The 20,519-nt window shown below is 68.0% G+C and carries 25 protein-coding genes and 1 pseudogene; 15 read left to right on the forward strand and 11 right to left on the reverse strand.

Going from position 1 to position 20,519, the window contains the following annotated elements:
• Nucleotides 1-7: 7 nt before the first annotated feature.
• Entirely contained in the window at nucleotides 8-1,537 is a 1,530-nt protein-coding gene (gene nifK, locus GPA27_RS08760; protein ID WP_169139562.1) for a nitrogenase molybdenum-iron protein subunit beta, read from the forward strand.
• An 11-nt stretch (nucleotides 1,538-1,548) separates the two neighbouring features.
• Nucleotides 1,549-1,896: a 2Fe-2S iron-sulfur cluster-binding protein gene (locus GPA27_RS08765; protein ID WP_050414613.1), complete on the forward strand. Its 348-nt coding sequence runs from the start codon at nucleotides 1,549-1,551 to the stop codon at nucleotides 1,894-1,896.
• A 125-nt stretch (nucleotides 1,897-2,021) separates the two neighbouring features.
• Here GPA27_RS08765 and GPA27_RS08770 read toward each other — a convergent pair whose 3' ends face one another.
• The 4 genes and pseudogenes from GPA27_RS08770 to GPA27_RS08780 all read right to left on the reverse strand — a co-directional run bounded on the left by GPA27_RS08770 (nucleotide 2,022) and on the right by GPA27_RS08780 (nucleotide 3,204).
• A complete protein-coding gene (locus tag GPA27_RS08770) occupies nucleotides 2,022-2,228 on the reverse strand; it encodes a restriction endonuclease (protein ID WP_246261002.1) in 207 nt (68 codons plus the stop codon).
• A 53-nt stretch (nucleotides 2,229-2,281) separates the two neighbouring features.
• Nucleotides 2,282-2,371, reverse strand: a pseudogene (locus tag GPA27_RS29470) (hypothetical protein); the annotation flags it as partial.
• A gap of 162 nt (nucleotides 2,372-2,533) precedes the next feature.
• Nucleotides 2,534-2,956: a type II toxin-antitoxin system VapC family toxin gene (locus tag GPA27_RS08775; protein WP_256222863.1), complete on the reverse strand. Its 423-nt coding sequence runs from the start codon at nucleotides 2,954-2,956 to the stop codon at nucleotides 2,534-2,536.
• 8 nt (nucleotides 2,957-2,964) lie between these two features.
• A complete protein-coding gene (locus GPA27_RS08780) occupies nucleotides 2,965-3,204 on the reverse strand; it encodes an antitoxin (RefSeq protein ID WP_169139565.1) in 240 nt (79 codons plus the stop codon).
• A gap of 86 nt (nucleotides 3,205-3,290) precedes the next feature.
• On the opposite strand from GPA27_RS08780, the gene GPA27_RS08785 reads away from it, so the two are divergent.
• Complete coding sequence (locus tag GPA27_RS08785; RefSeq protein WP_211164900.1) at nucleotides 3,291-3,827, forward strand: DUF924 family protein; 537 nt, start codon at nucleotides 3,291-3,293, stop codon at nucleotides 3,825-3,827.
• A gap of 131 nt (nucleotides 3,828-3,958) precedes the next feature.
• Here the strand turns inward: GPA27_RS08785 and GPA27_RS08790 are convergent, their stop codons facing one another.
• The 3 genes from GPA27_RS08790 to GPA27_RS08800 form a co-directional block, all read right to left on the reverse strand.
• Nucleotides 3,959-4,966 (reverse strand): inorganic phosphate transporter, encoded by a 1,008-nt coding sequence (locus GPA27_RS08790; protein ID WP_169139568.1) that lies wholly within the window; start codon nucleotides 4,964-4,966, stop codon nucleotides 3,959-3,961.
• Between the two features lie 23 nt (nucleotides 4,967-4,989).
• Nucleotides 4,990-5,628, reverse strand: coding sequence for a DUF47 domain-containing protein (locus tag GPA27_RS08795; RefSeq protein WP_169139570.1), 639 nt, complete (start codon nucleotides 5,626-5,628; stop codon nucleotides 4,990-4,992).
• 139 nt (nucleotides 5,629-5,767) lie between these two features.
• Entirely contained in the window at nucleotides 5,768-6,274 is a 507-nt protein-coding gene (locus tag GPA27_RS08800) for a TlpA family protein disulfide reductase (RefSeq protein WP_169139572.1), read from the reverse strand.
• Between the two features lie 255 nt (nucleotides 6,275-6,529).
• On the opposite strand from GPA27_RS08800, the gene nifE reads away from it, so the two are divergent.
• Complete coding sequence (gene nifE / locus GPA27_RS08805) at nucleotides 6,530-7,930, forward strand: nitrogenase iron-molybdenum cofactor biosynthesis protein NifE (protein WP_169139574.1); 1,401 nt, start codon at nucleotides 6,530-6,532, stop codon at nucleotides 7,928-7,930.
• A 31-nt stretch (nucleotides 7,931-7,961) separates the two neighbouring features.
• Here nifE and GPA27_RS08810 read toward each other — a convergent pair whose 3' ends face one another.
• Entirely contained in the window at nucleotides 7,962-10,856 is a 2,895-nt protein-coding gene (locus tag GPA27_RS08810) for a response regulator (RefSeq protein ID WP_169139576.1), read from the reverse strand.
• Between the two features lie 376 nt (nucleotides 10,857-11,232).
• On the opposite strand from GPA27_RS08810, the gene nifN reads away from it, so the two are divergent.
• Genes nifN through GPA27_RS08845 form a run of 7 tightly spaced genes read left to right on the forward strand, consistent with a single transcriptional unit; the run spans nucleotide 11,233 to nucleotide 14,911 of the window.
• Nucleotides 11,233-12,621: a nitrogenase iron-molybdenum cofactor biosynthesis protein NifN gene (nifN, locus tag GPA27_RS08815; protein ID WP_169139578.1), complete on the forward strand. Its 1,389-nt coding sequence runs from the start codon at nucleotides 11,233-11,235 to the stop codon at nucleotides 12,619-12,621.
• Between the two features lie 22 nt (nucleotides 12,622-12,643).
• Entirely contained in the window at nucleotides 12,644-13,072 is a 429-nt protein-coding gene (nifX, locus tag GPA27_RS08820; RefSeq protein WP_169139580.1) for a nitrogen fixation protein NifX, read from the forward strand.
• A complete protein-coding gene (locus GPA27_RS08825; protein WP_169139582.1) occupies nucleotides 13,065-13,538 on the forward strand; it encodes a NifX-associated nitrogen fixation protein in 474 nt (157 codons plus the stop codon). Before nifX ends, GPA27_RS08825 begins: the two co-directional genes overlap by 8 nt.
• 21 nt (nucleotides 13,539-13,559) lie before the next feature.
• Nucleotides 13,560-13,730: a CCE_0567 family metalloprotein gene (locus GPA27_RS08830; protein WP_169139584.1), complete on the forward strand. Its 171-nt coding sequence runs from the start codon at nucleotides 13,560-13,562 to the stop codon at nucleotides 13,728-13,730.
• Between the two features lie 36 nt (nucleotides 13,731-13,766).
• Nucleotides 13,767-14,063 (forward strand): ferredoxin III, nif-specific, encoded by a 297-nt coding sequence (fdxB, locus tag GPA27_RS08835; RefSeq protein ID WP_169139586.1) that lies wholly within the window; start codon nucleotides 13,767-13,769, stop codon nucleotides 14,061-14,063.
• A gap of 1 nt (nucleotide 14,064) precedes the next feature.
• Nucleotides 14,065-14,493, forward strand: coding sequence for a nitrogen fixation protein NifQ (locus GPA27_RS08840; protein WP_169139588.1), 429 nt, complete (start codon nucleotides 14,065-14,067; stop codon nucleotides 14,491-14,493).
• Between the two features lie 34 nt (nucleotides 14,494-14,527).
• Entirely contained in the window at nucleotides 14,528-14,911 is a 384-nt protein-coding gene (locus tag GPA27_RS08845; RefSeq protein WP_169139590.1) for a NifB/NifX family molybdenum-iron cluster-binding protein, read from the forward strand.
• Between the two features lie 16 nt (nucleotides 14,912-14,927).
• On the opposite strand, the gene GPA27_RS08850 is transcribed toward GPA27_RS08845, so the two are convergent.
• Genes GPA27_RS08850 through GPA27_RS08860 form a run of 3 tightly spaced genes read right to left on the reverse strand, consistent with a single transcriptional unit; the run spans nucleotide 14,928 to nucleotide 16,636 of the window.
• Nucleotides 14,928-15,359 carry a SoxR reducing system RseC family protein gene (locus GPA27_RS08850; protein WP_169139592.1) on the reverse strand — a complete coding sequence of 144 codons (432 nt, stop codon included), beginning with the start codon at nucleotides 15,357-15,359 and terminating at the stop codon, nucleotides 14,928-14,930.
• Between the two features lie 16 nt (nucleotides 15,360-15,375).
• Nucleotides 15,376-16,380 carry a hypothetical protein gene (locus tag GPA27_RS08855; protein WP_169139594.1) on the reverse strand — a complete coding sequence of 335 codons (1,005 nt, stop codon included), beginning with the start codon at nucleotides 16,378-16,380 and terminating at the stop codon, nucleotides 15,376-15,378.
• A 58-nt stretch (nucleotides 16,381-16,438) separates the two neighbouring features.
• On the reverse strand, nucleotides 16,439-16,636 hold the full coding sequence (locus GPA27_RS08860; RefSeq protein ID WP_169139596.1) for a 4Fe-4S dicluster domain-containing protein: 198 nt from the start codon (nucleotides 16,634-16,636) through the stop codon (nucleotides 16,439-16,441).
• Nucleotides 16,637-16,907: 271 nt separating this feature from the next.
• Between GPA27_RS08860 and GPA27_RS08865 the strand changes: the two genes are divergently transcribed.
• From GPA27_RS08865 to rsxC, 4 genes are all read left to right on the forward strand, one after another.
• A complete protein-coding gene (locus GPA27_RS08865; RefSeq protein WP_169139598.1) occupies nucleotides 16,908-17,588 on the forward strand; it encodes a dioxygenase family protein in 681 nt (226 codons plus the stop codon).
• 226 nt (nucleotides 17,589-17,814) lie between these two features.
• The gene (gene rsxA, locus GPA27_RS08870) at nucleotides 17,815-18,402 is read left to right on the forward strand and encodes an electron transport complex subunit RsxA (RefSeq protein WP_169139600.1); all 588 of its coding nucleotides are present in this window, start codon (nucleotides 17,815-17,817) and stop codon (nucleotides 18,400-18,402) included.
• Nucleotides 18,403-18,413: 11 nt separating this feature from the next.
• Complete coding sequence (locus GPA27_RS08875) at nucleotides 18,414-18,941, forward strand: RnfABCDGE type electron transport complex subunit B (RefSeq protein WP_169139602.1); 528 nt, start codon at nucleotides 18,414-18,416, stop codon at nucleotides 18,939-18,941.
• A gap of 15 nt (nucleotides 18,942-18,956) precedes the next feature.
• Entirely contained in the window at nucleotides 18,957-20,486 is a 1,530-nt protein-coding gene (gene rsxC / locus GPA27_RS08880; RefSeq protein ID WP_169139604.1) for an electron transport complex subunit RsxC, read from the forward strand.
• Nucleotides 20,487-20,519 lie beyond the last annotated feature (33 nt).

A 20,519-nucleotide genomic window follows, 5' to 3' on the forward strand; every position in this document is an offset into this window, starting at 1 on the left:
CACGACCATGCCTCAATCAGCTGAAAAGGTCCTCGACCACGCCGGTCTGTTCAAGGAGCCGGAATACCAGGAGATCTTCGAGCGCAAGAAGGGCTTCGAAGGCGGCTGCGGCGCGGCCAAGGTCCAGGAGATCGCCGACTGGACCAAGACGATGGAGTACCGCGAGATCAACTTCAAGCGCGAAGCCCTCGTCATCAACCCGGCCAAGGCCTGCCAGCCGCTCGGCGCCGTGCTGTGCGCCTCCGGCTTCGAAGGCACGCTCCCCTACGTGCATGGCTCGCAGGGTTGCGTCGCCTACTTCCGCTCGCACTTCAACCGCCACTTCAAGGAACCGTGCTCGGCGGTGTCCGACTCGATGACCGAGGACGCGGCGGTGTTCGGCGGCCTCAACAACATGGTCGACGGGCTGGCGAATGCGCACGCGCTGTACAAGCCGAAGATGATCGCCGTGTCGACCACCTGCATGGCCGAAGTCATCGGCGACGACCTCGACGGCTTCATCAAGATCGCCAAGCAGAAGGGCTCGATCCCCGAGGACTTCCGCGTGCCGTTCGCGCACACGCCCTCCTTCGTCGGCAGCCACGTCACCGGCTACGACAACATGCTCAAGGGCTTCCTCACGAGCTTCTGGGACGGCAAGACGCGCAGCGAGACGGCCGCACCCGCGATCAACATCAACGGCGGCTTCGACGGCTACTGCGTCGCCAACAACCGCGAGCTCAAGCGGATGATGAAGGAGATGGGCGTCGAGGCGACGATCATCTCCGACCCATCCGAGGTCTTCGATACCCCGACCGACGGCGAATTCCGCATGTACGCGGGCGGCACGACGGCCGAGCAGATGGAAGCCGCGCTCAACGCCAAGGGCACGGTCTTCATGCAGGGCATCTCGGCGGCGAAATCGGCCGAGTACGTCGAGAAGGCCGGCCAGAAGGCGGTGTCGCTCAATTGCCCGGTCGGCGTCACCGGCACCGACGCCTTCCTGATGGCGGTGTCCGAGCTCACCGGCCAGCCGATCCCGGCTGCGCTGGAACTCGAGCGCGGCCGCCTCGTCGATGCGATCGCCGACTCGCAGGCCCACCTGCACGGCAAGCGCTTCGCGCTGTTCGGCGACCCCGACATGCTGCTGGGCCTCACCGCCTTCCTGCTGGAACTGGGCGCCGAGCCGGTGCATATCCTCTGCACCAACGCGACCAAGGAATGGACCGAGAAGATCAACGCGCTGCTCGCCGCCAGCCCCTTCGGCAAGGAGGCCAAGGCCTGGCCGGGCAAGGACCTGTGGCACCTGCGCTCGCTGCTCGCGACCGAGCCGGTCGATTTCCTGATCGGAAGCTCGCACGGCAAGTACCTCGAGCGCGACATCGGCACGCCGCTGATCCGCATCGGCTTCCCGATCTTCGACCGCCACCACCACCACCGCTTCCCGATCTGGGGCTACCAAGGCGGCCTGAACGTTCTCGTGAAGATCCTCGACAAGATCTTCGACACGCTGGACGCGAAGACCTCCGACTCGGCCAGCTTCGATCTGGTGCGCTGAGGAGATCCGGCATGCCCACCGTTACCTTCAGTTCGCCGAAGATGCGCCGCGACCTCACCGTCTATGCCCCTGCGGGCGACCGCAAGAGCATCCTCGGCGTCGCCCGGGAGCACGGCGTCGCGATCGACTGCGAGTGTCAGAAAGGCGAATGCGGCTCCTGCACGGTCGAGGTGATCCACATCGGCAACAAGCCGCCGATGGCGGTGCACCTCACCGAGAAGGAAAAGCTCACGCTGCTGACGTCCGGCAAGCTCGCACGGCAGGAGTTCGAGGAACTGGAACTGCTGGACCTCGCGCCGCGCTACCGGCTCGCGTGCCAGTACCTGCTGCTGGATGAGGATATTGTTGTGAAGTTCTGAGCGGATGGACTCTGCTCACGGCATCCGGCGATCTCTCCGCGTCGGATGTTGCTCGGCCCGCCCCCAAGGCGGGCCTTTTTCCTTTGGGGGCGATTCAGGCTTGGAACTCGCCGAAAAATGCTCCGTCAATTTCGTAGGTGGTTACAGGTTTCAGACCAAGCATCGAGATGCTCAAGCATGTCCACAAGCTTCTCGCCATCGATCAGTTCGATCGGGGGAACTCCATCTCGTGATGCTTCACGACGGGCCTCAGCCGTAAACGTACCTGTGGTGATGATGATGCCTTTGTCCGCGCGGCCTGCCATCGCGCCCCGAAAATCACGAACACCCAAGCGACTTGGTTTCGGTACCTCAACTCCCCGGTAGGAAGGAGCTCATTTTGAATTTCGTCGGGAAGCACAAGGTCGGAGGCAATGCGTTCGACAACCTCGTCAGGTGAGCCTGAACCGCCCAGCCCTCGCAGGGCATCCAACAATGGCCCGAAATACCTTACAAACTGCGAGCCTTCTTCTTTGCCCTTGCGCGCAATATGCGTATCAAATATTTGACTTTAATATATAGAACAAATGTGACCCATCCCCACGTGAATCTATTGGGGTCAGGTCTCGGCTCTTGCCTCAGTAACCGAGTAACCGCCCTACTCGCGTCGGTTCAGCCAGTTTTCCACGGTCAGTCCCGGCACCCGGCGGAACTCCTTCAGATTGGCGGTGACGACGGTAAGGCCCAGCGCGCGTGCATGCGCCGCTATCAGCAGATCATTCGGGCCGATCGGCATGCCGGCGCTTTCCAGCAGGGCGCGGATCTCTGCATAATGTTCGTCAGCGGGAGATTCCAGCGGGAGCACCGTCAGCGCGGAAAGAATGACGTCAAGCTGCCGACGCAGCCGGGGCGAGCCGCTCTTCGCCGCACCGAACCGGAGCTCGCTCGCGACCACGATGCTCGTACAGACGGCCTCTTCGCCCACTTCGGCAATCCGGGCCGCGACCTCTCCCTGGGGATTGCGCACAAGGTCGGAGACGACATTGGTATCAAGCAGGTAACGCGGCACGCCGGGTTGCACCGCCCTCCTCATAACGAAACGTCGTCGAGCGGCGGCAAGCCGGAATCGATGTCGGGGAATTCTTCTGCGATCGCCTCCAACCCGGCCAGCACGGCAAGCAGGCGCTTCCTGCGCACAGGCACGATGATCAGCTTGTCACCTTCGCGGTGGATGATCGCTTCGTCGGCATCGAGTTCGAATTCGCGGGGGATTCTGATGGCTTGATTTCTACCATTCCTGAAAACGCGCACGTGACGTTCGGCCTGCATGGGTGTCGCCTTTAAATTTAGCCTATGCTGGAGCATAGGCCGGTCTGACTGGTGCGTCAATTTTGCCGAACCCGGAGATGGACGCCATGCACCAAACGATTCTGGACTTCTGGTTCGACGAGGTCTCACCCGCCCAATGGTGGAAGAAGGACGCGGCCTTCGACCGCATGGTCGCCGAGCGTTTCGGCGACATGTATGCCCAGGCCGCGCGCGGCGAGTTGTTCGAGTGGCGCGGGACGGCGGCCGGGCGGCTGGCGGAGGTGATCGTGCTGGATCAGTTTTCGCGCAACCTGTTCCGCGACTCGGCGGCGGCGTTCGCGTGCGACGGGATGGCGCTGGTGCTGGCGCAGGAGGCCATCGCGGCGGGCGCGGAGCAGGCGCTGCGGCCGGTCGAGCGCAGCTTCCTGTACATGCCCTTCATGCACAGCGAGTCGCTATGCATCCACGAGGTTGCGGTGCAGCTCTTCGAGCGCAACGGCATACCGGACAACCTGGATTTCGAGCTGCGGCACAAGGCGATCATCGAGCGCTTCGGGCGCTATCCGCATCGCAATGCCGCACTCGGAAGGGAATCGACACCGGAGGAGGTTGAATTCCTGAGGCAGCCGGGTTCGCGTTTTTGAGGGCCGCTGGTCGGGCGGGATGGAATCCCGCCGGTTTCCGGCTGACCCGGGCGGAATTGCTTGCCCGGGCGCAGCATGTCGGGATTCGCTGCGCTGCTCCCGACCTACGAGGACGGGGCAGCTCCTCGCGGTCAGAGGATCATGCGGCCGACGTACCACGCGGCGCCGGCGATCAGGGCGCTGCACGGGATCGTGAGGATCCACGCCCAGACGATGCTGCCCGCCACCCCCCAGCGCACGGCCGAGACCTTGCGCGAGGAGCCGACGCCGACGATGGCGCCGGTGATGGTGTGGGTGGTCGACACCGGAATGCCCAGCGCGGTGGCGAGGAACAGCGTGATCGCGCCGCCGGTTTCGGCGCAGAAGCCGCCGACCGGTTTCAGCTTGGTGATGCGCTGGCCCATGGTCTTGACGATGCGCCAGCCGCCGAACATGGTACCGAGGCCGATGGCGAGGTAGCAGGTGACGATGACCCAGGTCGGCACGGGGTCCGAACTCTGGCTGATGCCGGCGGCGATCAGGAGCATCCAGATGATGCCGATGGTCTTCTGCGCGTCATTGCCGCCGTGGCCGAGGCTGTAGAGCGAGGCCGAGACGAGCTGCAGACGGCGGAACCACTTGTCGACCTTGCGCTGGGGCGTTCGGAAAAATAACCATGAAACGCCCACCATAAGCAGCGAACCGAGCAGGAAGCCCAGCAGCGGCGACACGAGGATGAAGGCGACGGTCTTGATGAGGCCGGAGGCGAGCAGCGAGCCGAAACCGCCCTTGGCGACCGCGGCACCGACGAGGCCGCCGATCAGCGCGTGCGAGGAGCTGGACGGGATGCCGTAGTACCAGGTGATGGCGTTCCACGCGATCGCCCCGACCAGAGCGCCGAACACGACGATGTGGTCGACGACCGCGGGGTCGATGGTGCCCTTGCCGATCGTGCTCGCGACCTTCAACTGGAAGATGAAGATGGCGACGACGTTGAAGAAGGCCGCAAACGCGACCGCGTGCTGCGGCTTGAGCACGCCGGTCGAGACGACCGTCGCGATCGAGTTCGCCGCGTCGTGGAAGCCGTTCATGAAGTCGAACAGCAGGGCCAGCACCACGAGCAACATCACCGTGGCGAGCCCGATCTCCAAAGTTGCCATGTCGTTTTCCTGGAGATCGCGGGTCAGGAGTTTTCGAGCACGATGGCCTCGAGGATCTTGGCGACGTCCTTGCAGCGATCGGTGACCGACTCGAGCAGTTCGTACACACCTTTCATCTTCAGGACCACACGGACGTCGGGCTCTTCGCGGAAGAGGCCCGACAGCGCCTTGCGCAGGACGCGGTCGGCGTCGGATTCGAAGCCGTCGATCTCGTGGCAGATGCGCAGGATCTCGCGGCCGTTGTCCATGTTGGACAGCAGCACGACCGCGGCGCGCACGCTCTCGGCGCAGGACATGGACAGCTCGGCGATGCGCTGGGCTTCCTCGGTGACCTCGACGATGTCGTACAGCGAGACGGTTTCGGCGACGTCCTGGATCGTGTCGAGCACGTCGTCCATGTGCGAGATGAGCTGGTGGATCTCGTCGCGGTCGAGCGGCGTGATGAACGTGGAGTGCATCAGCGCCATCACGTCGTGGTTCAGCTTGTCCGCGCGGGTCTCGATCTCGTCGATGTCGGCGGTTGCCTTGGCCGCTACCGATGCGTCCTTTCCGACGGCCTGCATCAGCGTGACCAAGGCTTTCGCGCCGGCCACGATCTCGTCTGCGTGGGAGTTGAACAGGGTGAAGAACTGTCCCTCACGGGGCATGAAGCGGGAGAACATGATTGTTTTTGCCTGCCGGCGGAGTGAGATTAGGGCGCGATTTTAGCAGCGGAAACAATCCTGTAATGTTCCGCGCGCAAATTCAGCCTGAAATCCCGCAATCCGGGGCCATGTGCCCACCGCGGACTGCCGCGACGGCCTACATGCGCAGGCCGAAGGCCTTGCCGATCGCCTCGACGGTTTCCGGGCTGTCCCATTCCTTCGCGCCGAACACCTTGTGTACGACCTTGCCGTCGGCATCGACCAGCACCGTGAGCGGGATGCGGTTGGCGCCGAGCATGTTCTCGAGCGCGAGCTTGTGGTCGATGAAGTGCGGGAAGCTGGTCTTCGCCTGGGTGAGGAAGGCCAGGGCGCGCTCGGGGTAGTCGTCGATGGAAATGCCGATGACGTTGAACTGCTTGCCGTAGCGCTTCGACAGGCGCTCGAGCGAGCCCATCTCGGCGAGACAGGGCGGACAGTAGCTCGCCCACACGTTGATGATCAGCGGCTTGCCGCGATAGTCGCCGAGCAGCTTGGAGCCGCCGGTGAGGCCCTGCATCGGCATCTGGCGCAGGGTGCCGCCTTCGGGCACTTCTCCGGGGGTGGCGAAGGCGGGAGCGGACAGCGCGGCGAAACACAGGGCGAGGGAAACAAGGGCTTTCTTCATCTTGGCTGCGGGCGGAGGCACGGCGCGGTACGTCGGAAAAGCGTGAGCATAGCAGGAGGCGCCATGCCGCGCAGGGGCGTCAGGGGCGTGTAACGAGTTCGACAAATGCGTTGTCGCGAGTTCGACAGCAGCGGCGACGTATCCGTGTACGCTTCGCAAGCCGTTGATTTTTCTCACCGCGCCGTCTGGCATCGATCGTGCATCGGGTTCCCCGCCCCCCGACATCCGCGCCACGGGCGCACAGAGGAAACCGACATGAGCGCACTCAAACAGAGAATCGACAGCCTGCTGGTCGAACCCGGCTGCGCCACCAACCAGGCGAAGAGCGACAAGGCACGCAAGGAAGGCTGCAAGAAACCGCTGACGCCCGGCGCGGCGGCCGGCGGCTGTGCCTTCGACGGCGCGAAGATCGCGCTGCAGCCGGTGGTGGACGTCGCCCACCTGGTGCATGGGCCGATCGCGTGCGAAGGCAATTCGTGGGATTCGCGCCACGTGTATTCGTCCGGCCCGCAGACCTACCGCACGGGCTTCACCACCGACATGGCGGAGTTCGACGTGATCTACGGCGGCGAGAAGCGCCTGTACCGCGCGATCAAGGAGATCATCGACAAGGTGAATCCGCCGGCGATCTTCGTGTACCAGACCTGCCTGCCGGCGATGATCGGCGACGACGTCGAGGGGGTGTGCAAGGCGGCGAGCGCGAAGTTCGGCACGCCGGTGATCCCGGTGAACGCGCCCGGCTTCGCGGGCAGCAAGAACCTCGGCAACAAGCTGGGCGGCGAGGCGCTGCTCGACCACGTCGTCGGCACGCTGGAGCCGGAATACACGACGGACTGCGACATCAACCTGATCGGCGAATACAACGTCGTCGGCGAGTTCTGGCAGGTGAAGCCGCTCTTCGACGCGCTGGGCATCCGCGTGCTGGCGACCTTCTGCGGCGACGCGCGCTACCGCGACATCGCCGGCTCGCACCGCGCCAAGGCGGCGATCATGCTGTGCTCGCAGGCGCTCATCAACATCGCACGCAAGATGGACGAGCGCTACGACATCCCCTTCTTCGAAGGCAGCTTCTACGGCATCGCGGACATGTCGGACTGCCTGCGCCGCATCACGCGCCTGCTGGTCGAGCGCGGCGCACCGGCCGACCTGCCGGAGCGGGCCGAGGCGTTGATCGCACGCGAGGAGGCGCGCGCGTGGGCGCGCCTGGAGAAGTACCGCGCGCGGCTCGCGGGCAAGCGGGTGCTGCTGTTCACGGGCGGAGTGAAGTCGTGGAGCGTGGTGTCGGCGCTGCAGGAGGTGGGCATGGAGATCGTCGGCACGTCGATGCGCAAGTCGACGCAGGGCGACCGCGCGAAGGTGGTCGAGATCATGGGCACCGACGCGCACATGTTCGACGAACTGCCGCCGCGCGAGATGTACCGGATGCTGAAGGAGTCGCAGGCCGACGTGATGCTCTCGGGCGGGCGCTCGCAGTTCGTCGCGCTGAAGGCGAAGACGCCGTGGGTCGAGATCAACCAGGAGCGCCATCACGCCTACGCGGGCTACGACGGCGTGGCGAATCTCGTCGCCGAGATCGACAAGGCGCTCTACAACCCGATCTGGTCGCAGGTGCGGCAGCCGGCGCCGTGGGAGCTGGCCGAGGGCTGGGGGGAGTGAGCGAGCGCGGGCGGCTCGGTGGGCCGCGGCGCTACACGGCCGATGCCGGCGTTTCGGGCACCGGCAGCGCCTGCGACAGCGCTTCGATCAGGTCGGCGAGCGTGCGTGCGGCGCGGTCGCGGGCCTCGTCGATGTCCGCGGCGGGGGTACCCTCGTGGATACGCCGCTCGAGTTCGGCCGCGACTTCCTGCAGCGGCGCCGCGCCGATCTGCCCCGCCAGGCCTTTCAGCGAGTGGGAGAGACGCTCGGCGGCGGCGAGGTCGCCTGCCGCGAGGGCGGCGTCCAGGCGCGCGGTGAAATCCCCGTAGCCGATGACGAACTTGCGCATCAGGGAAAGGTAGAAGTCTTCCTTGCCCATCAGGCGCCGCACACCCAGGTCGGGATCGAGGCCGGCAATCCGCCTGAGCCGTGCGAGGACGGCGCGCGGAGCGGCGGACAGCGCCCCTGCTGCGCCCGGCGTGGCGGCGGCGGTTGCGTCGCCGCGCGGCGCGATCCAGCGCAGCAGCGCGGCCCACAGGCGATCGGGGTGGATCGGCTTGGCGATGTGGTCGTTCATGCCCGCCTCGATGCACTGTTCGCGGTCGCCCGCCATCGCGTTGGCGGTCATCGCGACGATCGGCAGGTCGGCACAGGCAGGCAGGCGTCGGATCGCGCGCGTGGCGGTCACGCCGTCCATCACCGGCATCTGCATGTCCATCAGCACGAGGTCGTAGGCGGCCTGCTGCACGCGCTGGACGGCTTCCGCACCGTTGCAGGCGATATCGACGCGGAGGCCGGCGGCGCCGAGCAGCTCGCTCGCGACCTCCTGGTTGAGCTCGTTGTCTTCGACGAGCAGCAGCCGCGCACCGCGGATCGCGGCGAGCTCGGCCGGCGCTTCGCCGGCGGCGGCGTGCGGCCTGGCCGGACGCAGGGCGCCGTCGAGCAGCCGGATCGCGGTGTCGAACAGCGCGGAGGCGGTGACCGGCTTGAGCAGGATATCGTCGACGCCGGCGCCGACGGCCGCGCGCGCGACATCCTCGCGCCCGTAGGCGGTGACGACGATGCGCACGGGCAGCCGCGGCAGGCCGAGCTGGCCGATCGCGCGCGCGGCGGCCACGCCGTCGAGCTCGGGCATCTGCCAGTCGAGCAAGAGAATATCGTAGGGTTCGCCGGCGCGCGCCGCGCGCTCGACTTCGGCGACGGCCGCGCGCCCGCAGTCCACGGCGTGCACGCGGAAGGTCATGCAGCGCATCATCTCGGCGAGCACCTCGCGCGAGCTGAGGTTGTCGTCGGCGACCAGGGCGCGCAGGCCGCGCAGGTCCGGGGCGGGCATCAGCAGGTGCCCCTCGGAGCGGCCGATGCCCAGGCGGCAGGTGAACCAGAAGGTCGAACCGGCGCCGGGCTGGCTGTCCACGCCGACGCTGCCGCCCATCATGCCGGCGAGCCGCTTGCTGATCGCGAGCCCCAGGCCCGTGCCACCGTACTTGCGCGTGGTGGAGGTGTCCGCCTGCTCGAAGCTGCGGAACAGGCGGTCGCGCAGTTCGTCGTCGACGCCGATGCCGGTGTCGCGCACTTCGAAGCGCAGCACGACCTCGCCGTTCTCGAACTTTTCGCGCCGGATGCGCATGACGATCTCGCCGCGGTCGGTGAACTTGACCGCGTTGTTGGCGTAGTTGAGCAGGATCTGACTGATGCGCAGGGGATCGCCGACGAGGCTGGCCGGCACGTCCGCCGCGACGTCGATGACCAGTTCGAGGCCCTTCGCGTTGGTCTTCTCTACGATCTGCGCGCCGACGTCCGCGACGGTCTTCTCGAGGTCGAAGTCGATGCGCTCGATGACGAGCTTGCCGGCCTCGATCTTGGAGAAGTCGAGCACGTCGTTGATGATGCCGAGCAGGTGCTGGCTGGACGCCTGGATCTTTTCGAGGTAGTCGCGCTGACGGGCGTCGAGCTGCGTGCGCAGCGCGAGGTAGGTCATGCCGATGATGGCATTCATCGGCGTGCGGATCTCGTGGCTCATGTTGGCGAGGAAATCCGCCTTGATGCGTGCGGCATCCTCGGCGAGCGCGCGCGCCTTCTGCATGCGCTCGATGGCTTCGAATTCGGCGGAGATGTCGTCGATGACCCACACGGAGCCCTTGCTGCGGTCGGACGGGTCCACGGCCGTGCCGGTCAGCCGCACCCAGAACAGCGAGCCGTCGCGGCGCATGAGCTGCTGCTCGCGCCGGTGCGACTCGCCGCGCCAGATCGCGGCATACACCGGGTCACCGCCCGCCGCATGCGCGGCCTCGTCGGGATACCACACCGCGGTGCGCTGCCCGACGAGCCCGCCCGGCGGCCAGCCGAACATCTCGTGCAGGCGCCGGTTGCCGCGGACCAGCACGCGGTCCTTGATCAGCGCGATACCCGAGGTGGCGGTGTCGAAGATCGCCTGCTGCTCGGCGCTGGCTTCACGCAGCGAGGCGCTGACCGCGGCCAGTTCGGCGGTGCGCGCGGCGACGAGGGCTTCGAGCCGCTCGCGGTACTCCGCCAGCTCACGCTGCGCCTGCTTCTGCGCGGTGACGTCGGTGAGCACGGAGTGCAGCAGCGCGTGCTCGCCGTCGTGGATCACGGTGACGAGCATGTCGACCTCGACCAGCGTGCCGTCGCCGCGCACGTGTTCCCATTCGAAGCGGCCGCCGCCGTCGGCGAGCGCGCGCCGCGACATCTCCTCCGCCAGCGCGGTGGAAGGCTGGCCGTCGGGCTGCAGCGGCGGCGAGATGTCGGCGAGGGTACGACCGAGGAGCCGGTCGAGGCCGTCCAGGCGCAAGAGGTCGAGCGCCGCGCGGTTGGCGGCGACGCAGCGTCCGTCCTCGATGAGGACGATCGCGTGGCGCGCGTCTTCGAACAACATGTGGAAACGCGCCTCGCCGGCGGGCGAGCGGATTTCGACGCGGCCGTGCGTCATGTGCGGGCGACTCCGCTCGCGGTTCGCCTCAAACGGCCGACAGGCATCCGATAGACGGGCATCTGCGCTCCTCGTGTCCTGAATTCGACGTTCATCGACATACGTGCCGGAGGCCGGGCAACGCCGGATGGGTGCGTCCTCGCGGGCAGGCCGGGTAGCGGCGCACGGCTCCAGCCGGCCGTCATCATACCGCGCACGGATCGACTTGCGCCCGAGCAGTCCGGGTTTTGTGGCGCTTGCGACACGTTCGTGTCGGACATCCGCCAAAGCGCCGTTCGCACGCTCGGGCGCTGCGGCCATGTGCCTGTTTTTACTGAGAATGCACCGCTGGCACCGTTCCTGCTGTGCTGTGCCCGTACCCTTTCGAGCACGCATCATGGCCACGATCATTCCCGGCAGGAAAGCCTGCACGACGAACCCGCTGAAGATGAGCGCTCCGATCGGCGCCGCGCTCGCCTTCCTCGGCATGGACCGCGCGCTGCCGCTGCTGCACGGCTCGCAGGGCTGCACGGCCTTCGGGCTGGTGCTGTTCGTGCGCCACTTCCGCGAGACCATCCCGCTGCAGACGACCGCGATGAACGAGGTCACGACGATCCTCGGCGGCCTGGAGAACATCGAGCAGGCGCTGCTGAACATCAGGAAGCGCGCGAACCCGGCGCTGATCGGGCTGTGCTCGACCGGCATCACCGAGGCCAAGGGCGACGACGTCGCAGGCTTCCTGAAGCTGATCCGCGAGAAACACCCGGAGCTCGACGGGACGGAGGTGGTGTTCGCGCCGACGCCCGATTTCGTCGGCGGCTTCTCCGACGGCTGGGCGAAGGCCGTCACGGCGATGATCGCCGCGCTGGTGCCGCAAACGAAGGTGCGCACGCCGTGGCAGGTGAACATCCTCGCGGGCTGCCATCTGACGCCGGGCGACATCGAGGAGATCCGCGAGACGGTCGAAGCCTTCGGCCTCACGCCCATTGTGCTGCCGGACCTCTCCGGCTCGCTCGACGGCCACATCCCCGAGACCTTCCTGCCGCACACGCTGGGCGGCACACGCCTGGAGGACGTGAAGCGTATGGGCGCCTCGGCGATCACGATCGCGATCGGCGAGCAGTTGCGCCCGGCCGCGGAGCTGCTGCAGAAGAAGGCCGGCGTGCCGGTCCGCGTGTTCGAGCACCTGTCCGGGCTGGCCGCGTGCGACGCGTTCATCGCGCTGCTGTCCGATCTGTCCGAACAGGACGTGCCGGCGAAATACCGCCGCCAGCGCAGCCAGCTGCAGGACGCGATGCTCGACGGCCATTTCTACTTCGGCGAGCAGAAGGTCGCGATCGCCGCGGAGCCGGACCTGCTGTTCGCGCTGTCGCACTTCTTCGCCGACATGGGCGCGCAGGTGACGTGCGCGATCGCGCCGCAGGACGCCCCGGTGCTCGCGCGCGTCGCGGCCGACGCGGTGCGCATCGGCGATCTGGGCGACTTCGAGGAGCACGCCGCCGGCTGCGATCTGCTGGTCACGCACTCGCACGGCCGCCAGGCCGCGGCGCGGCTGGGCATCCCCTTCTGGCGCGCCGGCCTGCCGACCTTCGACCGGCTCGGCGTCGCGCACAAGGTCACTGTCGGTTATCGCGGCACGCGCGATCTGATCTTCGAGGTGGGCAATGTCTTCATGGAGCAACTGCACGCGCATGAACAGCACGTCACCCCCACCGGCTTCGGGCCCGACCTCCACCGATCCGGCCCCGCGCCGGCCGTGGATGCGCCGGCTCACGCTGGTCACTGACTCGTCACTGGGAGAACTCGGCATGAAAATCGCCTTTGCAACGGAAAACCTGATCGACGTGGACGCCCACTTCGGCTGGGCGAAGAAGATCGCGATCTACGAAGTGCAGCCGGACGCGAGCCGGCTGGTCGAAATCGTCGAGTTCGCCGGCGATCTCGCCGAGGACGGCACCGAGGACAAGCTCGTGCCCAAGCTCGACGCGGTGCGCGACTGCGCGATGCTGTACGTCGCGGCGATCGGCGGCTCGGCGGCGGCGAAGGTGGTGAACCTGCGCGTGCATCCGGTGAAGGTGACGAATCCGCAGCCGATCGCGAGCATCATCGAGCGCCTGCAGGAAGTGCTCAAGGGCACGCCGCCGCCGTGGCTGCGCAAGGTGCTGCTGAAGGGCCGCGAGCGCAGCTTCGATTTCGATGCGGAGCACGACGCCGCGAGCGAGGCCGAACATGCCTGACACCCTCGCACCGGATGAGGCGGCCATCGTCATCGCCGCATCGCCCTTCCTCGCGGAGCTGGTCAAGCTGATCCGCGCCCAGGACACCTTCGGCCGGCGCGAGCACAAGAGCGATGCCGAGATCCTCAAGCCCTTCGTCGTCGACAAGGCCGCGCGCAAGCAGATCTCGATCATCGACGACCCGGGCCCGGAGGTGATGGCGCGGGTGGATCTCTTCTACAACGCCGCCGGCCTCGCGATCGAGCGCCGCACGGGGCTGATCGCGTCCCCGACGATCAAGCTCAACCACGAAGGTTTCGGCCGCGCGATGCTGACGACGGGACGCCTGATCGTGTTCTCGAAATACCACCGCGACATCCACCGCTTCGGCTTCGACACGCTGCAGGCGCTCGCCGAGGCCGGCGACCGCATCGTCGACGAGGCAGCCGGCCTCATCGGCCGCTTTCCCGAAGTGGCGAATTTCTGAGGCATTTCGAGGACGATGACGATGACGAGCGACGAACTGAAGACGCTGGTGAAGAAGCTCAACGCGCAGGCCACGCAGGCCAAGATGGACCTCCACGACCTGTCCGAAGAGCTGCCGATCGGCTGGGAGCGCGTCCCCGAGCAGGCGCAGAAGACCTTCGAGGCCTACGCCCGGCTGGCCGCCGCTGGTTGAACGCCGGATCCCGACCGACCTTTTCACGGAGCAGCCATGTCCCACTTCACCGTCACCCTGCCCTCGGGCGTCGCCTGGACGCCCAATTTCATCGCCGCGATCAATCAGGAGCGCTGCATCGGCTGCGGTCGCTGCTTCAAGACCTGTGCGCGCGAGGTCCTGCAGTTGATGGCCGTCGACGACGAGGGCGCGATGTTCGCGATCGAGGACGAGGACGACGAGTACGAGAAGAAGGTGATGCACATCGCACACCCGGAGAACTGCGTCGGCTGCGAGTCCTGCAACAACAACTGCGCGCGGCGCTGCATCTCGTATGCGCCGAAGGCGATGTGACATGCGCCCCGCCGCCGCTTGGCTCGCGATGCTGGACGCGCGCTGGAAACCCGGCGGCAGCATGTTTGCCGGCGGCGCGCGCCACGACGAATACGAGGACGTGCGCCGCCTGCTGCTGCAGGGCGCCGCGGGGCGCAGCGCCGACGTGGTCGCGCTGGCCGAATGCGTCGCACGCGCCTGCATGGGCGATGACCACCTGTGGCACGACCTCGGCCTGCCCTCGCGCGCCGAGCTGTCGGCGCTGCTGCACGAACACTTCCCGCGCCTCGCCGGGCGCAACGTGAACGGCATGCGATGGAAGAAGTTCTTCTACAAGCAGTTGTGCGAAGAGGTCGGCATCACCGCCTGCCGCGCGCCGTCCTGCGGCGTGTGCGCGCACTACGGCGAATGCTTCGGCAGCGAGGAACTGCCGCTGCTCGCTTTCGCCTGACCGTCATCCGAACCGGACCAAGGACACTCGAAACATGAAGATCGCGATCGCCACGGACGACTTCGACAAGGTCGCCGGCCACGCCGGACAGGCACGGCACTGGCTGCTGTACGACTGCGAACCCGGCGTCGGGGTGCCCGCGGCGCGGCGGATCGAACTGGAGCGCCGCCAGGTGTTCCATCATTGGGATGCGGATGAAGCGCATCCCCTCGATACCGTCGAAGTCATGGTCGCGCGCAGCGCCGGCGACGGCTTCCTGCGCCGCATGCAGAAACGCGGCGTGAACATCCTGCTGACGAGCGAGACCGACGCGGCGCCCGCCTTGCAGAAGATCCTGGCCGGCGAGGCGCTGCCCGACCCGCGCTGGGACGTGTCGCTACTGCTGTGCAAACTGCGGGATCTTTTCTCGAAGCATTGACCCGCGCGACGCGCGCTCAACCGCGCCGCGACAGCACGAGCGGCACCGCCGCGGCGCGGAACACCCGCGGCAGCGCGCGCGTGACCAGCACGCCCAGCACGAGGCCGCCGAACGCACCGAGCACCGCGGCGACGTCGGTATGCGCGAGCCAGTCCCCGCCGACCGCGCCGGCGACGATCAGCAGCGCCGGCAACAGGTAGCCGAGGAGCGCCGCGCGGTTGATTGCATCCGGATCGGCCGCGACCGTCACCGCATCGCCCGGCACGAGCCCCTCACTCTCGCCGACGGGTACCGTCACGAGCGACACCTTGCCGCCGCCCGCGAACTTGCCGACGCCGCAGCGGCTGCGTTCGCCGCAGCTCGAACAGCCCTGCACCGGCACCGCGACAAGTGCCTTGCCGTCGTCGATCGACCGGACCACACCTTCGTGCATCAACGCATCGGACATCGTCGCCCGCCTCCGTTCAGAACGCGTAGGGCCGGTGCAGCCACTGCCGCAGCACCGCGAGGTCGCGTTCGGGAAGATAGGAAAACCCCGCCGCCGCGTCGGACGCGACCGCCGCGGGCACCCAGTGCCCGACCGCCTTGCCGGCGAGCATGCCGAAATACCACGCCATCGGATAACCGACGGCGCGGTCGAAGGCGAGCAGCGCCGCGTGCAGCGACAGCCCGTTCGTGCCCTCGCGCGCGCCGAAGCGCGGCGCCTCGCCGGTTAGCGCCGAAATGGGCGTCGCGCGCACGATGGTCTGCCGGAAGCGGTCCAGATGCTCGCGCAACGCGATCGCCCAGTGGTTGCAGAAGGCCGTCGCCGGCCCCGCGCTGGAGGCGTCCCAGTCCGCGACGAAGCGGTGGATGGGCTGCGGTTCGAGCGCCTGCGTGCGCATCCGCGCGAGCAGGTCGCCGACGTGCGTGAGGCGGCGGAAGCGGTAGCGCGCGGCCGCGACCGGCGTGCCGCAGCGCGGCCTGTGCTCGCCCGCGCACGCCTCGCCGCCGCAGGGCGCGTCGATCAGCTCGTCCAGCGTCTCGGGCGAAGCATCGTCGCGGAACAGCGGCGACGCCCAGGTTTCCTGCAGCGCCTCGACCTCCAGCTGGACGAAATCCGTGCTCGCGCGCCCCGGTGTCGCGGCCGCGAAGTAATGCGTGCGGCCGCGCAGGTGGGTCGCGCGCAGGGTCGAGCCCGCATAGTCGTCGAGCAGCACGCCGAGCTCACCGTCGCGAGCCTCCAGCTCCGCGACGGCCCACTGCTCGAGGTTATCGGAAACGCGCACGCCGTCCGCGTCGATCACACCGCCCAGCCGGTACCAGCCGCCGCGGCACAACACCTCGCGGAACGGCCAGTCGGGCAGATACTTGCGGATCGCGTGCGCGAGCGCCGCCGGCCCTGCGGCAGCGGGGGTCACGGAGCAGGCTTCGACGACGGGCTCGGCAAGCTGGCGGCAGCGCTCGCCCCAGGCAGTGGGCGCATTCATGCGGACCTCGTTCCCGGATGGCCGGACGACCCGCGCCCGGCAGCGGTTTGCACGCGCATCACAGATAGACGATGCAGTTCTCGCCGGCCGGACACACCGCCAGGCATTGCGGCGAATCGGCGTCGCCGTCGCATTCCGTACAGGTGTCGGCGGTGATGCGGAAGACACCGCCCTTCTCGGTGATCGACTTGGTCGGACAGGCGGGCTTGCAGTCGCCGCAGGCGGTGCATTCGTCGGCGATGATCTTCATGGCCATGGTGGGCTCCTTCAGGACGGGTGGATGGGATCCGATTCCCCGCACCGTCGCGACAACGACGGCGCGGGAGGCTCACGGGGCTTATCGCAAGGACGGTGCCAAGCCCGGTCAATCCACCCAAGCCGCTGAAAACAAATGACAACCACACTCGGCGCGACCCTCGCCCGCCGCGTCGCGAATGTCGGGTTTGTGACATGCGACGAGCCACGCCGCACGGAACCTGCCGACATCCAAACCATCGAACACTCGCCCGCCCCGACAGGACGACACGATGCCCACTCCGACCCGCAGCACGATCCGCCCCCACACCGCCGACACGCCGCGCGGCACGCTGCGCCGCCGCCTCCTGCGCTGGCTGGGTGGCCTGCCCTTCCTGCCGCTCGGGCTGGCCGCCACCGCGCTCCCGGCCGGCGCGGCCAGCCTGCGCCCCACGCCCGAGGACGACATCGGCCCCTTCTACCCGCTCGACTGGAACGGCGACATCGACGCCGACCTGACGAAGCTCGCGGGCGCGACAGGGACAACTGTCGAAGGCACGCCGCTGCGCGTCAGCGGCGCGGTGCGCGACTCGGCCGGAAAGCCGGTCGCCGACGCCGCCGTCGAGATCTGGCAGGCCGACGCGCGCGGCCGCTACCGCCACCCCGGCGTCGATCCGCGCACGCGCGACCCCGCCTTCCAGGGCTTCGGCCGCACGATGACGGACGCCCAGGGCCGCTACAGCTTCCTCACGATCCTGCCGGGCAACTACGGTACGCGGCCGCCGCACATCCACTTCCGCGTCGCCCAGCCGGGGCGCGCCGAGTTCGTCACACAGATGTACTTCCGCGGCAACAACCGCGAGGGCAACGGCTATGCCCCGCCCGAGCGCGAAGCGCTGACCGTCGACATCGCCGCGGCGAAGGCCGGCGCCCCCGCCGCGGCCACCTTCGACATCTTCCTCGCCGCCCGCTGAACAGGTCCCCGGGGCAGTCCGCGCGGGCTGTCGCAAAGACGACAGCGGCGTCGACTTTGTCAGGATTGCCCCCCGCGCCCCACCTCCACGCCCGCTTTCAGGGCAACCCGCACAGCATCGCAAACCGCTGAATCCGCGACACTTTCCGCCCGCAGCGGAGCCCGTGGCACGCTCCATGCACTAGCGCCGTCGTAACGGCCCCCGCCGCAACCGACACGACGCGCCAATGACCGCCACGACCGAAATCCTGTTGCTGCTACTCTCGACCGCCCTCGTGAACAACGTGGTGCTGGTCAAGTTCCTCGGCCTGTGCCCCGTGATGGGCGTCTCCAAGAGCATGGACGCCGCCTTGGGCATGGGGCTCGCGACCACCTTCGTCATCACGCTCGCCTCGGCGCTGTGCTGGATGCTCGACCACTGGCTGCTCGCGCCCTTCGAGCTCGGCTTCCTGCGCATCCTGTGCTTCATCCTCGTGATCGCCGCGGCGGTGCAGTTCGTCGAGATGGTCATCAAGAAGACCAGCCCGGCGCTGTACCAGAGCCTCGGCATCTACCTGCCCCTCATCACGACCAACTGCGCCGTGCTTGGTCTCGCGCTGCTCAACGTGCAGCAGCGCTTCGGCTTCATGAAGAGCGTGCTGTACGGCTTCGGCTCGGCACTCGGCTTCACGCTGGTCCTGCTGGTGTTCGCCGGCCTGCGCGAACGCCTCGCGCTCGCCCGCGTGCCCGCCGCGTTCAACGGCGCGCCGTCCGCATTCATCACCATCAGCCTGCTGAGCCTCGCCTTCATGGGCTTTTCCGGCCTGATCTCCTGAGGAGCGACGCCATGCTCGTTGCCGTCTCCAGCCTCACCGTCCTCGGCGCCGTTCTGGGCGTGCTGCTCGGTTTCGCAAGCCGCCGCTTCCACGTCGAAGGCAACCCCGTCGTCACCGAAGTCGAGGCGCTGATGCCCGGCTCCAACTGCGGCCAGTGCGGCTTCCCCGGCTGTGCCGGTGCCGCGGCGGCGATCGTCGGCGGCGCGGCGCCGGCCACCTGTTGCCCGCCCGGCGGCAAGGCGCTGGCGCAGAGCCTCGCCGCCAAGCTGGGATTCGAAATCGACCTCTCGGCGATCACCGACGCCGGACCGCAGCTCGCCGTCGTCACCGAAGACATCTGCATCGGCTGCTGCCGCTGCATCAAGGCCTGCCCGACCGACGCCATCCTCGGCGGCGCCAAGCAGATCCACGCGGTGCTGCGCGAGGCCTGCACCGGCTGCGGCAACTGCGTCGACCGCTGCCCGACCGAAGCCATCGGCCTGAAGCCGATCCCGATCACGCTGCAGCACTGGGTGTGGCCGAACCCGGCCCGCGCCTGAACCGGAACGCACATCATGGGACTCTTCGACAAGATCTTCCGCAACCTCGGCCGCAGCGAACCCTGGGGCGTGCATCCGGACGAGCGCAAGCGCCCGGCCTCGGAAGCGCCGATCCGCCGCCTGCCGGTTCCGCCGCTACTCTATCTGCCGCTGTCGCAGCACGTCGGCGCGGCCGCGGAGCCGATCGTGCGGATCGGGCAGAAGGTCCTCAAGGGCGAGTGCCTCGCGACCGCCACGGGCAACATCTCCGCCCCGGTGCATGCGCCAACCTCCGGCGAGATCGTCGCGATCGGACCGATCACCGCGCCGCACCCCTCGGGCCTAGAGATGACGGCGATCACGCTGCGCAGCGACATGGAAGACCGCTGGGCGCCGCTCGCAGGCCTCGCCGACCCGCTCTCGTGTCCGCCTGAAGAACTGGCGCGCCGTGTCGCCGACGCCGGCATCGTCGGCCTGGGCGGTGCGACCTTTCCCGCCTCGGTAAAGCTCGGCCTCGGCCACCGCTCGCGCATCCGCACGCTGATCCTCAACGGCAGCGAGTGCGAACCCTACCTGTCGTGCGACGACCGCCTGATGCGCGAACGCGCGGCGGGCATCGTGCGCGGCGCCGTGCTGATGCGCCACGCCACCGGCGCGCGCGAGGTGCGCATCGGCATCGAGGACAACAAGCCCGAGGCGATCGCCGCGATGCGCACCGCCGCCGACGGCCACGCCGACGTGCATGTGTGCGTCGTCCCCGCGCGCTACCCGATGGGCTCGGACCGCCAGCTCATCATCGAGCTCACCGGCATCGAGGTGCCCGCCGAGTCGCGCGCCGCCGACGTCGGGGTGCTCGTGCACAATGTCGGCACCGCCTTCGCGATCCACCAGGCGATCGACCTCGGCCGCCCGCTGGTCAGCCGCGTCATGACGCTCAACGGCGAAGCCCTCGCCCAGCCGGGCAACTACGAGGTCCCGATCGGCACCCTCATCGAGGACCTCCTCGCCTTCGCCGGCGGGGTGCGCTTCGAACCCGCGCGTCTCGTCATGGGCGGCCCGATGATGGGCCTCGTCCTGCCCTCGGCCAAGGTGCCCGTCGTCAAGGGCTGCAGCGGCATCCTCGCGCTGTCCGCCGCCGAAGTCGCACGCGACGAGCCTGACGCCTGCATCCGTTGTGGCAGCTGCACCCGGGCCTGCCCGGTCGGCCTGTTGCCGCTGGAGATGAACGCCTGCATCGCCAACGGCGCGCTCGATGCCGCCGGCGCACTCGGTCTGCACGACTGCATCGGCTGCGGCTGCTGCGCGTACGTGTGCCCCGCCCGCATCCCCCTCGTGCAGGCCTTCAACCACGCGAAGGGCGAACTCGCCGCGCGCGACCGCGACAAGAAGCGCACCGACGCGACGCGCCGGATGGCCGAAGCGCGCGCGGAGCGCCTCGAACGCGAAGCGCGCGAAAAAGCCGAAGCCGCCGCCCGCCGCGCCGCCGAGCGCAAGGCGCAGAAGGCGCAGAAGGAACACGAGGCCGCCGCGAGCACCGCATCGAACTCAGAAGGAGTCCTGGCATGAGCCCCACCCCCTCCTCCGCCGACGACGGCGCCC

This window comes from Aromatoleum toluolicum, from assembly GCF_012911005.2.
Classification (GTDB): domain Bacteria; phylum Pseudomonadota; class Gammaproteobacteria; order Burkholderiales; family Rhodocyclaceae; genus Aromatoleum; species Aromatoleum toluolicum.

Bases quoted from the DNA above. Each gene is read 5' to 3' on its own strand.
- nifK (WP_169139562.1), top strand. From the start codon at position 8: ATGCCTCAATCAGCTGAAAAGGTCCTCGACCACGCCGGTCTGTTCAAG.
- rsxC (WP_169139604.1), top strand. From the start codon at position 18,957: ATGGGACTCTTCGACAAGATCTTCCGCAACCTCGGCCGCAGCGAACCC.
- fdxB (WP_169139586.1), top strand. From the start codon at position 13,767: ATGTCCCACTTCACCGTCACCCTGCCCTCGGGCGTCGCCTGGACGCCC.
- GPA27_RS08795 (WP_169139570.1), bottom strand. From the start codon at position 5,628: ATGTTCTCCCGCTTCATGCCCCGTGAGGGACAGTTCTTCACCCTGTTC.
- GPA27_RS08780 (WP_169139565.1), bottom strand. From the start codon at position 3,204: ATGCAGGCCGAACGTCACGTGCGCGTTTTCAGGAATGGTAGAAATCAA.
- GPA27_RS08840 (WP_169139588.1), top strand. From the start codon at position 14,065: ATGCGCCCCGCCGCCGCTTGGCTCGCGATGCTGGACGCGCGCTGGAAA.
- GPA27_RS08855 (WP_169139594.1), bottom strand. From the start codon at position 16,380: ATGAATGCGCCCACTGCCTGGGGCGAGCGCTGCCGCCAGCTTGCCGAG.
- nifE (WP_169139574.1), top strand. From the start codon at position 6,530: ATGAGCGCACTCAAACAGAGAATCGACAGCCTGCTGGTCGAACCCGGC.
- nifN (WP_169139578.1), top strand. From the start codon at position 11,233: ATGGCCACGATCATTCCCGGCAGGAAAGCCTGCACGACGAACCCGCTG.
- GPA27_RS08865 (WP_169139598.1), top strand. From the start codon at position 16,908: ATGCCCACTCCGACCCGCAGCACGATCCGCCCCCACACCGCCGACACG.
- GPA27_RS08875 (WP_169139602.1), top strand. From the start codon at position 18,414: ATGCTCGTTGCCGTCTCCAGCCTCACCGTCCTCGGCGCCGTTCTGGGC.
- GPA27_RS08845 (WP_169139590.1), top strand. From the start codon at position 14,528: ATGAAGATCGCGATCGCCACGGACGACTTCGACAAGGTCGCCGGCCAC.
- GPA27_RS08800 (WP_169139572.1), bottom strand. From the start codon at position 6,274: ATGAAGAAAGCCCTTGTTTCCCTCGCCCTGTGTTTCGCCGCGCTGTCC.
- GPA27_RS08830 (WP_169139584.1), top strand. From the start codon at position 13,560: ATGACGAGCGACGAACTGAAGACGCTGGTGAAGAAGCTCAACGCGCAG.
- GPA27_RS08790 (WP_169139568.1), bottom strand. From the start codon at position 4,966: ATGGCAACTTTGGAGATCGGGCTCGCCACGGTGATGTTGCTCGTGGTG.
- GPA27_RS08785 (WP_211164900.1), top strand. From the start codon at position 3,291: ATGCACCAAACGATTCTGGACTTCTGGTTCGACGAGGTCTCACCCGCC.
- GPA27_RS08860 (WP_169139596.1), bottom strand. From the start codon at position 16,636: ATGGCCATGAAGATCATCGCCGACGAATGCACCGCCTGCGGCGACTGC.
- GPA27_RS08850 (WP_169139592.1), bottom strand. From the start codon at position 15,359: ATGTCCGATGCGTTGATGCACGAAGGTGTGGTCCGGTCGATCGACGAC.
- rsxA (WP_169139600.1), top strand. From the start codon at position 17,815: ATGACCGCCACGACCGAAATCCTGTTGCTGCTACTCTCGACCGCCCTC.
- nifX (WP_169139580.1), top strand. From the start codon at position 12,644: ATGAAAATCGCCTTTGCAACGGAAAACCTGATCGACGTGGACGCCCAC.
- GPA27_RS08765 (WP_050414613.1), top strand. From the start codon at position 1,549: ATGCCCACCGTTACCTTCAGTTCGCCGAAGATGCGCCGCGACCTCACC.
- GPA27_RS08810 (WP_169139576.1), bottom strand. From the start codon at position 10,856: ATGACGCACGGCCGCGTCGAAATCCGCTCGCCCGCCGGCGAGGCGCGT.
- GPA27_RS08825 (WP_169139582.1), top strand. From the start codon at position 13,065: ATGCCTGACACCCTCGCACCGGATGAGGCGGCCATCGTCATCGCCGCA.